General features: G+C 57.9%; 10 protein-coding genes. 6 read left to right on the forward strand and 4 right to left on the reverse strand.

Annotation, left to right across the window (positions count from 1 at the left end; translation table 11 throughout):
• Window positions 1-121 precede the first annotated feature (121 nt).
• A complete protein-coding gene (locus WG31_RS03200; protein WP_063353630.1) occupies window positions 122-676 on the forward strand; it encodes a recombinase family protein in 555 nt (184 codons plus the stop codon).
• 79 nt (window positions 677-755) lie between these two features.
• Here WG31_RS03200 and WG31_RS03205 read toward each other — a convergent pair whose 3' ends face one another.
• Window positions 756-1,856 carry a Hint domain-containing protein gene (locus tag WG31_RS03205; RefSeq protein ID WP_245191552.1) on the reverse strand — a complete coding sequence of 367 codons (1,101 nt, stop codon included), beginning with the start codon at window positions 1,854-1,856 and terminating at the stop codon, window positions 756-758.
• Window positions 1,857-2,469: 613 nt separating this feature from the next.
• Window positions 2,470-4,026: a B12-binding domain-containing radical SAM protein gene (locus WG31_RS03210; protein WP_245191553.1), complete on the reverse strand. Its 1,557-nt coding sequence runs from the start codon at window positions 4,024-4,026 to the stop codon at window positions 2,470-2,472.
• Between the two features lie 220 nt (window positions 4,027-4,246).
• Here WG31_RS03210 and WG31_RS03215 point away from each other — a divergent pair, with 220 nt between their 5' ends.
• On the forward strand, window positions 4,247-6,442 hold the full coding sequence (locus tag WG31_RS03215; protein ID WP_063353631.1) for an acyltransferase family protein: 2,196 nt from the start codon (window positions 4,247-4,249) through the stop codon (window positions 6,440-6,442).
• On the opposite strand, the gene WG31_RS03220 is transcribed toward WG31_RS03215, so the two are convergent.
• On the reverse strand, window positions 6,439-7,086 hold the full coding sequence (locus WG31_RS03220) for a hypothetical protein (protein WP_063353632.1): 648 nt from the start codon (window positions 7,084-7,086) through the stop codon (window positions 6,439-6,441). The genes WG31_RS03215 and WG31_RS03220 overlap by 4 nt on opposite strands.
• A gap of 162 nt (window positions 7,087-7,248) precedes the next feature.
• On the opposite strand from WG31_RS03220, the gene WG31_RS03225 reads away from it, so the two are divergent.
• From WG31_RS03225 to terL, 3 genes are read left to right on the forward strand one after another with little or no spacing between them, the layout of a single operon-like run.
• Entirely contained in the window at window positions 7,249-7,791 is a 543-nt protein-coding gene (locus WG31_RS03225; RefSeq protein WP_006117067.1) for a hypothetical protein, read from the forward strand.
• Entirely contained in the window at window positions 7,778-7,984 is a 207-nt protein-coding gene (locus WG31_RS03230; RefSeq protein WP_035354212.1) for a hypothetical protein, read from the forward strand. Before WG31_RS03225 ends, WG31_RS03230 begins: the two co-directional genes overlap by 14 nt.
• Entirely contained in the window at window positions 7,965-9,419 is a 1,455-nt protein-coding gene (gene terL / locus WG31_RS03235) for a phage terminase large subunit (RefSeq protein ID WP_063353633.1), read from the forward strand. The genes WG31_RS03230 and terL overlap by 20 nt, the downstream gene beginning before the upstream one ends.
• Here terL and trhO read toward each other — a convergent pair.
• Window positions 9,416-10,468, reverse strand: a complete 1,053-nt coding sequence (trhO, locus tag WG31_RS03240) for an oxygen-dependent tRNA uridine(34) hydroxylase TrhO (protein WP_035354328.1) — start codon at window positions 10,466-10,468, stop codon at window positions 9,416-9,418. The two genes, terL and trhO, sit on opposite strands and share 4 nt — an antisense overlap.
• Window positions 10,469-10,714: 246 nt before the next feature.
• Between trhO and WG31_RS03245 the strand changes: the two genes are divergently transcribed.
• Entirely contained in the window at window positions 10,715-12,091 is a 1,377-nt protein-coding gene (locus WG31_RS03245) for a DUF1073 domain-containing protein (protein ID WP_063354856.1), read from the forward strand.
• Window position 12,092 lies beyond the last annotated feature (1 nt).

Below are 12,092 nucleotides of genomic sequence, written 5' to 3' on the forward strand. Positions count from 1 at the left end.
TTGTTTCTATATGGCGGAAGCGGTGATATAAGCCGCCGCGAGAAGTTTGGAAGTTTTTTGAAAAAATGGGAGATTTTATAAAATTTTATCCCAAAAACTTATCTGCACGCGGAGCAAGGTTATGATGATAGGATATGTAAGTGCAGATTGCCCTTTTGTAAGCCGGGATGAGCAAAAAAAGCTTCTGGAAGAATCGGGATGCCGTGTTATATTCAATGGCTCTTTTTCAAAAACCGGATCATGTTTTTTGCAGTTTGTGGCGCGGCAAAAGGCAGGCATGCGTATTGCCGTGGTGCAGATGGACTGTATTGTAAGCGGCTGGCGGCATTTGCGTGATATTGTCATGCAAGTTCAGAACAAGCATTGCACGCTGGTTTCCTTAAAAGAACCGTGGATTAATACATCTGCCGGGCGTGGTGCGCTTATGCTGGAAATGCTGGGCGGGCTGGAAGAACTTGAAAAACGCTTTATACACCAACGCATGTCTTCTGGCCGGCATAAGGCTATATCTGCCGGGTGCCGCATGGGCCGCCCCAGTAAATTAACACAACAACAGCTAGAGGCCGTGGCGCAGGCGCGCGCTAAAGGCCATACCCTGCGTGAGATTGCCCAGGAATATGATGTGAGTATCAGCATGATTTCGAGGTTATTAAAAAAGTTGCCTCGTAAATCATAAATGATGTGTTCAGGATGATACCCCTTGCCCGTTTTACCGGGCTATTATCCTGAACACATTGTTTGCAAAACCCTTTGCATTACTTGTGGGTTTTGCGAGGCCCATGAAAATCGTGCTTCATATACGGGATGCTGTCTAGAATCTGGATAGACAAAAGCCCCATTTTGTTCTGGCTGCGCTCTGCTGTCATGGGTAGGTGGGCGTGGCCATCTGTCCAGCGGCCGGGTTGGCCATCATGCGCGTGCCAGCCAGAAAGGTCTTTCTCTATATGTGAAGAAATCTTGCGGGGCTTTCTGTTTTCCTGAAGGGTAATTTCCCCCACACGTATGCCAAGCCGCCGTTTGTCCTGCACGTAAGGTGCAATAACATCTACCGGCCTGCTTGCGCGGGTGGAAAGATGCACTTCATGCACGTTGGGCGGCAGCATGAACATGGCCAGATTGTTCTGCTCTCGCATTTTACGAATAAGCTTGCCGGTATCCGTAATCAGGCTGAGGTCATGCTCATGCGTCATTTCGGGTGGGGCAAACAGATCGTGCTTTAGGCCGCGGCTTTGCGCCCGCGCCAAAAGGCGGTGGTAAAGTGCGCCTACAACATCGCGCTCTGTTACCACGGGGGCATCTGTGCGGGTGTGCCAGTGTGTATTGTTGGGGCAGGGCGGCAGCGCGCTGGCTACCAGCAGGCCTTCTGCCACAATAATGGCGGGGCCATCTGTTTCTAGCGGGTAGGCCGTGTAGTGCTCGAAGGTGTGATCGTAAAAGATGGAAAGCCGGTTTACCAACAGTGCTGCGGGCACAAACTTGTTTTCAAAAAACAGGCATTGGTCTGGCGTAAGCAGCACATCCTGCATGGGCAGGCCATCTGCAATGGCATCTTGCAGCACGCGTATGGGGTATCCGGCCTCATCTTCTGGCAGGCCGGGCAGCACGCAAATATATTGCGGCATAACCTTGGTAACCGGGGCAGGGGTTTCTGCCATTTCCGGATCATACGTTACCAGCATATGGCCGGGGGTTAGGCTTTGAACAGGCAGCGGCCCGGTTTGCGTATGAATGTTGGTATTATGAAGAACGCCCGGTACAGAGATATCTGGATGGCGTGCGAAAGCGCCATCGGGAAGGGCCTGACCGGATTTGTCGTGAATGTCATGCACAACCGCATGGCGGGGAAGCGCTGTCATTTCTTCCTTCTGACTTACACCACGGAAAAAGGCTTCCGTATCTGTGCTTCTACATAAAATGTTCCTTGATCCTTGCAGAACAAGAAGCATCCAGAATTTTTTTCAAAGCCTGAGGAATAAGGCACGACTGCCTAATGTGTGTAGCAACTGCGTCCATCAGGCCTTGTTTGCGCCATACTGTACCAGCCATAAAAAATTTGCCAAGATATAAAAGCAAATAAACCGGGCCGAGGCTTAGTTTATCATTTTACTATGTTGTGTATATGTAAATTTAACTTAAGTAAAAATACAAATAATCCAAATAAAATTAAAAGGTAATATTTTTATTTATTGAAATTTATACGGATTTTGTTTGGTGCATCCATGAAAAATGCATTTACGCAAAAGATACGCAGAAGCTAAAAATTGGAAAACCAGAAATTATAACAGCAATGTAAGAATTTTTTTCCAATGCGAGGGAATGTGTAAATGTTTATCTAACGTGATTATCAATCTGTTGTATGCTTTGCACACATTATATGCAAATTAAGTATATCTGAAATGCAATTTGGTTCTGGTCTACCAGAACCTTTCCCCCGCGCTGTGGCAGGGGAAAGGCCGGGGGTGCAAAATGTTAGTAGATATCGAAATCGTTATTGCCGGTGGAGGAAAAAGCCATGCGGCGTTCTGTAAGATCCAAAATCCACGATGACATGTCCGAGCGGGTGCGCGGCGGAAAGGGCAGCCGCTTGAAGATGGAGCGCATGGAGTAAAACTTTTTATACATCCACTGAATGCGGGCTTCCATTTCCCGGGGGGAGCAATCTTTGGGCCAGATCTGGCAGATTTGGCCGGGCCAGCGGTCAATTTCTGGCGCGTTGATAATACGGCCTGCCTTTTCCATACGGTTAAACAGCGCCGTGCCTTTGGTGGGCGTAAGGATGTTAAAATACGCCGCAGGCACCTTGTGTTCTTCTAGAAAGGAGATAGTGGCGCGGTAGATATCGTGGTCTTCATCATCAAAACCAAAGATGAAGTTGAGCGAGTAGCTGATATCGCGCTGGCGCAGGTTTTCGAACATTTCATGGTAGCGGCTGGCTTTGTTCCAGCCTTTGCGCATGCCGTCCAGAATATCCTTATCAATACTTTCAATACCGATATTTACGTGCATCACGCCGGATTTGCGCGCCAGATCCAGAAACTCTTTATCCAGGCACAAATTGGAAGACCACAGGGTGGACCAGCGGATACCCAGCGGCACCAGCCCTTCCATCAGTTCCATGGCGCGGCTTTTTTTGCCGCCAAAGTTGCTTTCACCAAAAAAGAAGTGGCTGCCACGGTTCTTGATAAGCTTCAGCTCGTTCACCATTTCGTCCACCGGGCGCCAGCGGTAGCGGCCACCAAGGTAGAACCGTTCGGAGCAGAAATCGCACACAAACGGGCACCCGCGGGAGGATTGCACGGCAAAGGTGCGGAAGGGGCCAAACTTTTTAAGGTCCAGCAGGTCATACCTTGGGGCGGGCAGGCCGTTCAGTTCCTTAAGGGGGGTGGCGCGGTAAATGCTTTTCAGCCGGTTGGCGGCGGCATCATCCAGCATTTCTTTCCAGATGGGTTCGGCCTCACCCACGCCCACGGCATCTACGTGCTCTGCGGCTTCTTCGGCGTTAAAATACACATGGGGGCCGCCCATAATAACCTTTACGCCGCGTTTACGAAATTCCTTGGCAATATCGTAAGCGCGGTAGGAATGGAGCGTCCAGGCCGTAAGGGCCACAACATCCACCGGCGCATCAAAATCTATATCTTCAAGCTGTTCATCCAGCAGCGTTACCTTCCATTCTGGCGGGGTTAGGGCGGCCAGATACGGCAGGGCAAGCGGCACCATCTGCCTGCGCTTGGTTTTGAACAGCGTTCGGTCTGTAGGGGCTTTATAATGCGTGGGCTGAATGATCAGAAGGCGTAGGTCATTTGCTGGCATGTGGGTATCAGGATCTGCTGTATTAAAAGAAAAAATGGGCAGATAGCGCCCCTTTGTTACGGAATATACATAAGCAGGGGTGGGGGGCTGTCCACCTCCGCTCAAGCATGGCGGATGTGTGCGCACCGTAACCAAACGCAGCCCCCAAGCTGGCCTGCGGGGTGGCGGTATGGTGCTGCGTGCGCTGTAATAACAGAAATGCACGCAGGGCATGGATTTGGCATATCCATGCGTTTGCTGCAATGCGGCGCGGGCGGGCTTTTGGCATGGCTCCTATGCCTGCATGTTGGGGGCTCGGCGCGCCAAGGCCGTGCCGGGGTATGGGGTAGCCATAGGGGCAAAGTCAAGGGTGCTGTAAAACCTGCGTGTAGGGGGTGTTGCAGTTTATATAAGGGGCAATGGGTGGCATGGGCTGGCGGCGTAAAGGGGCAGGATGATTGGGTTTGGCTTTTTTCGGCCTGTTATGCAGGCGGCAGCGCGGGGTAGGGCGCGGTGCGTGGCGCCTTGCGGCACGGTGCGCGGTGCAGCGGGCTATCTTGTGCGGCGCATAGGCATGGGCCAGCGGTTTGCCCGTGCGGCGGCATGGGTGTGGCCCGGCAGTTCTGCCCAGCTTGCAGCCCGCCCCCATGCCGGATGGCGTGCAGATATAGATGGCCTGCGCGCGCTGGCTGTGGTGGGGGTGGTGATGTACCACGTTTTTCCCGCCGTGTTGCCCGGTGGCTTTGGCGGGGTGGATGCGTTTTTGGTGATCTCCGGCTTTTTAATTAGCGGGCATCTGGTGGCGCATTTTGGGGCAGGGCGGTTTTCTGTGGCGTCATTTTTTGCGCGGCGCGTGCGCAGGCTGGCCCCGGCCTTGCTGGTGGTGCTGGCCGCCACGTTGCTGGCCGGGTGGTTGACCCTATTGCCAACCGAATTTGCCGCCGTGGGGCTGGATGCCGCAGCGGGTGCGGCATCTGTAGCCAATCTGCTGATGTGGCACGCCCAAGGCTATTTTGACCGCGCCGCCGTGCTGAAGCCGCTGCTGCATTTATGGTCTTTGGGGGTGGAGGAGCAGTTCTATCTGTTCTGGCCGCTGGTGCTGGCGGTGGGCTTTGCCGCGCGGGTGCGTGCAGGCGTGCTGGTGGGGGCCACGGGTGCGGCCTGCTTTTTATATAGTCTGGCGTGCAGCGTGTGGTGGCCGGGGGCCGGGTTTTATGCCCCTTTCAGCCGAGGCTGGGAGTTCATGCTCGGCGCAGCCCTTGCCTTGCGCGGTGTAGCGCATAAGCCGGGCGATGCCACGGGGGCGGCATGGGCGCGTGGCGCAAGGGCTGGCGTGGGGGGCATGTGGGCGCGGCGTGTTGCGTTTATGCAGGCAAGCGGTGTGCGGCATGGTGCGGCGGTGCTGGGTTTGGCCTGTGTGCTGGCCGGGTTTGTGGCGCTGCGGCCGGGGGTGGGTTTTCCGGCTCCGTTTGCTGTGTTGCCCGCCGGGGGCACGGCATTGCTGATTTGGGCAGGTGCTGGCGCGTGGGTGAACCGGCATGTGCTGGCCGCGCGGCCTATGCGGGCGGTGGGGCTTATCAGTTACCCGCTATATCTGTGGCACTGGCCGCTGGTATCTTGGTTTCATATTGTGCGTGGGGCTGGGGTTATCCATAACAGCGCGGGGTTTGCGCTTATAGGCGCGGCGCTGGTGCTGGCGTGGCTTACCACCAAAGCCGTAGAAAACCCGTTGCGCGGCGGGCATTTTCGGCGGGGCAAAACGGTGGCCCTTGTGGGCGGCTTGGCGGCCATATGCGCGGCGGGGCTGGTAACGTGGCACATGGCAGGTTGGCCGGGGCGGTTTGCGCACACCCCTGCGGGCACGGATCTGTCTGCAATCAATCTGGCGGTGCGAGATGGCATTTTTGCCCCCACGCCACATATGCGCATCACGCACGTAAACGGGCTGACAGTGGCCACCCTGGGCCATGCGGGCCGCCCCGTGCTGTTTACGGGGGATAGTTTGCTGTTTCAGTGGGGGCCGCGGGTAGAGGCGCTGTTGCAGCAGGGGCGGCTTAAACACACGGTTATTTTTGTGGCAGGCCCAAGCTGTAGCCCCTTTGCGGGTGAGGTTTACGAAAAATCCTTTGCATATTGCCAGAATATGCAAAACGTGCAGCAACGTATCATTCAACAACAGAATGTGCAGGCCGTGGTTGTGGGGGCGTTCTGGCCACGCGTGCTGCTGCATACGCCGGGCGCGCAGGCCCAAAAACAGGCGGCGTTTGTGCAGGATATCCGCAGCCTTTCGGGCAACGGGGCGCGGCCTGTATGGCTGGTGCTGCCTACCCCGGCAGATGCACGCTTCAGCCCCGATAAACTGGTGGCCCGTAGCCTTGCGCATATTGGTGTGAACACCCCTTTGCTGGAGCAGGGTATTCCCACCCGGCAGCTCCGTAATGATACAGCGGCCGATACAGCTTTTGTGCAGGGCGTTGCCACGCAAGCCGGGGCAAAGGTGCTGGATGCGTGGCCCGATATTTGCGGCACCGGCCCGGCCTGTGCGGTTGTTACCCCGCCAGCCACCCCCAAATATGCCGATGACAAGCATTTAAGGCCCGGATTTGTGCAACAGCACGCCGCGTTTTTAGATGATGTGTTGGCCCGTTAAGGCGCGTTCCAGCCCAGCCAGAAATCTGGGGCATCGTTCCATTTGGCCAATATGGGGGAAAGGTGCCTGCGGGCCTGAAAACAGCCCATGGCAAAGCCCGCCGTGCCATCGCACGAATCGCTTCGATGGTGCAGCGCGCCCTGCATCCAGAACAATGCGCCGCGTTTGCGCTCGCCACTTAAACCGGCAATCCAGCGGTTCCACACATGGCGGGCGGTCTGCCCTTCATGATACGCAATCATATCCTGCGCGGGGCTGTTGGGCATGGCCATGGCGGGTGGCAGAACGTGGTAAGGCTGTGCGCCCGGCGCAGGTGGGGCGGTGTTAAGCGCATAGGCCACCCCCGGCGGCATGCGCCTACCGGGCGGGGGTTCTGGCGGCACGGGGCCAGCCAGCAGCAGCATGGCAAAACCCGCCGCAGCAATGCCCACCAGGCTTACCAGCCCAAAACGTATGGCGCGGGTTGCATCCGATGTGTGGGAAATAGGCTCAACCGAGACAGCACGCAGCGCTTTTTCTGCTTTTTTCTGGCATCGGGCGCTGCAATACGGCGCGTGGGTGGGGGTGTGATAAATTCGGTCACACCATGCACAAGCTCTGTCCATGACCTCCCCATCACCCAATCTGTCAAGTATTTCTGTCACGCGCGGCGCACTATATCAGTGTTCGATATATTTGCCAGTCCTGATTGTGAACTGTTCTTAACTGTATGTTCACATACCGGTTTGCTTTGCTTTGACATGGCGCGTGGTCATTCCTAATTCCCAATCATCATCCCAAAAATTGTAAAAACCAAGGACATTCCCATGCCAACAGCATTGCGTAAGGCAGAGCTGGCCTGTGGTGCGGTTTTGCGTGGTGGTGGCCGCTGGTGGGTTGTGGCGCAGGTTGCGCCAACAGGGGTGCTGATGTGCCCGCTGGTATGCACGCCACGCCACCGGCATCGGGCAGATATGTGCATAGGGTGGGCGCAAGCTCTGCTATTGGGCTGCCCCGCGCAGGCCGTGCTGCGCTGCCGCCCGGTATGGCGCGGGCACGTGGCGGGGCTTTTTTGTGTGGGCAGGTTAAAGCCCCCTGCATGCCAGCGCATGGTGGCCACCCTTGTGCGGGAACTGCACCACCACCAGCACGAAACAGGCCGCCCGTTTATAGCCCGTGGCAGGGCTGGGCGTTCTGGATCTTCTTTTGTTCAGCACGGTTGGATAAGCCCCCATGCCCCGCAAGACAACAGCACCCGCGCCGGGCGCATTAGGGCCATCAGCTTTGGCCCCAATGGCGCGCCGCAAAAGGCGCAGCACAAAACCCGTAACGCCGCTGGATATCTTCACCCGCATCATGCAGGGGGATGAAAGCATAACAGACCGCCAGTTTGATGCCGCCAAAGTGGCCGCCCCCTACATGCACCCCAAACTTTCGGGCCTTGCCACAGATGCTCTGCCCCGGCGGAGCGCAGATGCCTTTACAGATGAGGAACTGGCCGCTCTGGCGCAAGAAAACGGCGGAATGGCGGAGGGGCGCAAGGATGCACCACGCGCACCCTAAAACGGCACGTACCGTACAGGCGGGCCGGGTGGCGCGGGCGGAGCTGGCGCGCAGGCATGCCGCACGCACGCATGTTTTGGATTTTGCCCGTTATACGTTGCCAGATTACAAAGCAGGCGCACATCATGCCTTGCTGGCCCGCACGTTGGAGCAGGTAGAGGCCGGGCATATTGCACGGCTTATGGTGTTTATGCCGCCCCGGCACGGTAAATCGGAGCTGACATCACGCCGCTTTCCCGCGTGGTATCTGGGGCGGCACCCCAAGCGGCAGATTATCGGGGCTTCCTACGGGGCCACGCTGGCGCAGGATTTTGGGCGCGATGTGCGCAATATTGTGGCCTCCTCCCGCTATGGGGTGTTGTTTCCCGGCACGCGGTTGGCGGCGGATAGCAGCGCGCGTGATGTATGGCACACCGCACAGGGTGGCGGTTACACCGGCATGGGTGTGGGTGGCGGCTTAACAGGGCGCGGCGCACATCTGGCTATTATAGATGACCCCGTAAAGGACAGGCAGGAAGCCGAAAGCCCCGCCCGCCGTGCCGCCGTGCTGGATTGGTACCGCGCCGTATTACGCACCCGCCTGATGCCCGGCGGCGCCATTGTGCTGGTGATGACACGCTGGAGCATGGACGATCTGGCAGGCCGCCTGCTGGACGATATGCAAAACAAAACCGGAGAGGCATGGCACGTGCTGGATTTGCCCGCTTTGGCCACGGCGCCAGATGCGCTGGGCCGCGCGCCGGGGCAGGCATTATGGCCGCAGGCGTTTGATACGGCAGAACTTGCGCGGATTCGCCAAGCCGTGGGGGAGCGGGAATGGGCGGCGCTGTATCAGCAAAACCCGGTGCCGCTTTGTGGCAATTTGTTCCATACGCATATGCTTAGTGTGCAGGAGGCCTTGCCCGCAGCATCTGGCGCAACAGTGCGCAGGTGGGATTTAGCCGCCACCCGCCAGACCGGCAGTAAAAACCCGGATTGGACGGTGGGCGTAAAAATGCACCACCTGCCAGATGGGCGCTTTGCCGTAGCGGACATAACCCGCCTGCGCGGAGACCCCGCCCAAGTGGAAGCCACCCTGTTGGCCACCGCCGCGCGTGATGGTGTGGGTGTGGAAATTGTATTGCCGCAAGACCCCGGACAAGCCGGTGTGGCACAGGCGCGCTACCTTACCCGTCGGTTGGCCGGTTACAAAGTGCGCTGCGTGCGCGAAACAGGAGATAAAGCCACCCGCGCCGCGCCGTTTGCCGCGCAGGTGAATGCAGGCAACGTGCTGCTGCTGCGCGCCCCGTGGGTGCATGCGTTTATAGAGGAACTGGCCGCTTTTCCCGCCGCCGCGCATGATGACCAAGTAGATGCCGCAGCCGGTGCCTTTGCCGCGTTGGCAGAGGCGCACCCCCTGCCACGCTTTGGGCCGGATTTTTTGGCCCGGATTTAAGGGGTGTGCTGCTGGCGAAGGGCCTGCTGGCGGCGTTTTTCTTCTTCTCGCTGTTGGCGTTTGCGGGCGCGTTCTGCGGCCATGTTGGCCCCCAAATGGGCCTCGCCACGCTGTTCGGCCAAACGGGCCTGGCGTTCACGCTCTGCATGGCGGGCGCGGCGGGCCTCATCCCACTGGCCGTAGCAGTGCGGGCAGGATACGCCGGTTTCAAACTTGGGGCTGGCTTTGTCTTCCGCGGTAATGGGGGTGCGGCAGGCGTGGCACAGTTCCAGCTCTCCGGGTTTAAGGCCGTGGCCTACGGTTACGCGCTGGTCGAACACAAAACATTCCCCACGCCACAGGCTTTCTGCCTCTGGCACGGTTTCCAGATACTTTAGGATACCCCCTTGCAGATGATACACCTCGTCCAGCCCTTCGGCTTTGGCAAAGGCGGTGGATTTTTCGCACCGAATGCCACCCGTGCAGAACATGGCCACACGCGGCTTGCGGCCTTTTGCCAAAAGCTCTTTCCGGTGCTGGCGGAACCATGCGGGAAATTCCCGAAAGGTTTTAATCTGCGGGTCTATCGCGCCTTCAAACGTGCCTACGGCCACTTCGTAATCATTGCGCGTGTCTATCAGAATGGTGTCGGGGTCTTTTAACAGGGTGTTCCATTCTGCAGGCGCAACGTAGGTGCCAACAATGTGGTTGGGGTCTGTGCCCTCTACACCCATTGTGACAATTTCCTTTTTCAGCCGCACCTTCATGCGCAGGAAGGGCATTTCTGGCGCGCGGGAGAACTTGACCTCAATATCCGCGCAGCCGGGCAGGGTGCGAATATGCGCCAGCACGGCCTGAATGCCATGATCTGGGCCTGCAATGGTGCCGTTAATGCCCTCGGACGCCAAAAGCAGAATGCCTTTTACCCCGTTGGCGGTGCACACATCCTGCAACGGCCCGCGCAGATCAGCCGGGTTTGCAAATGGGGTAAACCGGTAAAGCGCTGCCACGCAAATGGGCAGGGCGGCATTATCCGTATCGGGCGTTGGGGCAGAGGGCTGGGCAGTCATGCTCGGCGGGTTCCTTGGGCTTGTTGGGTGATTGCAGATCATCCGTTCCGCGCCACGGCTTACAGCACCGCAATCAGGTTGCATTTCAATGCCGCCCATTTACCCGCCCGCAGCGGGGGCAGACAAGTTTTTTCCGCGCCGACTATGGGTTTTGGGCGGCGGAGGGGTGGGTGCGCCGTATGGGTGCATATGGGGTTGTGGCTGTGTGGTGGCCACGTTTTTTTAATTTTTAACAAGGGGCAGGGTATGCCTGGTTTGTCTTTTTCTTCCCGCGCTTTGCCGGGGTGGTGGCAGCGTATGCGCGGGCGTTGCGCCCCCGTAGCCCCGCCACGGAAGGAGCCGCTGCTGCCCCAAGGGGCTTTTGCGGCAGATGTTGCCAAGGTGGCCCCGGCAGCTCCAGCGCGGGCAGATGTGTTTGCGCCGTATCGGCCCCCGCGTGGGGTGCGGGCCAATGGCAGCACCGCCCCGCTGGCTATGGATAGTGCCGCCGCACAGGGTAACCCCGGTTTGCTGGATTGGCTGCGCAATGCCGTGGCGGATGGGGTGGTGTTTCCCGGTTATGCGCGGCTGGCGGAAATGGCCCAGCGGGCGGAATATCGGCACATGGTGGACACCATTGCCACGGAGGCCACGCGCCAGTGGCTGGTGTTTACCTCCCGCACAGGGCAGGAGCAGAGCAAAGCCGCGCGCATCAGCCAGTTAGAGGCCGAATTTACCCGCCTGAATGTGCGTGATGTGCTGCGCCGCATGGCGGAAATGGATGGCCATTACGGCATGGGCCTGCTGTATGTAGATACCGGGCTTTCCCCCGTGGCGGGTGGTTTGGCATCACCTTTGCTGTTGCGGCCCGAAACTTTTCGTAAAGGCAGTTTGCGGGCCTTGGTGCCGGTAGAGCCGGTTTGGACAACCCCCGCCGCGTATGAAACCACAAACCCGCTGCACCCCGCGTTTTACAGGCCGCAAAGCTGGTGGGTGCAGGGCACGCTTTTGCATGCCTCGCGCTTGTTGCGGTTTTGCGCGCGGGAGGTGCCGGATATTCTCAAACCTGCTTATAACTTCGGCGGTGTTTCCCTTACGCAAATGGCGCGGCCCTATGTAGAAAACTGGTTGCGCACGCGCCAGAGTGTTTCGGATTTGCTGAATGCGTTTTCCATTGTTGCCCTATCTACCGATATGGCGGCTTATGCGCAGGACCCCGAAGGGCTTTTGGCACGGGTGGAGGCGTTTAACCGCTTTCGTTCCAACAGGGGCACGTTTGTGCTGGATAAGGAGCGCGAAAAGCTGGAGCTTCTGGCGGCTCCGCTGGCCGGGTTGGACAAGTTGCAGGCGCAGGCGCTGGAGCAAATCTGCACCGTGGCGCAACAGCCGCTGGTAAAGTTTGCCGGTATTTCGCCTTCCGGGCTCAATGCCTCGGCAGATGGAGAGATCCGGGTTTTTTATGATCGGATCAGCGCGTATCAGGAATCCTTCTTGCGCCCGAACCTGACACGCATTTTGCATATGGTGATGCTGAATGTGTGGGGCGTGGTGGATACGGACATAGATTTCACTTTCCGCCCGCTGTGGCAGATGGATGAGGCCGAACAGGCGGAAATTGACGCCAAAAAACAGGACACGCCTTAAA

The sequence above is a fragment of the Acetobacter oryzifermentans genome (genome assembly GCF_001628715.1).
GTDB lineage: Bacteria > Pseudomonadota > Alphaproteobacteria > Acetobacterales > Acetobacteraceae > Acetobacter > Acetobacter oryzifermentans.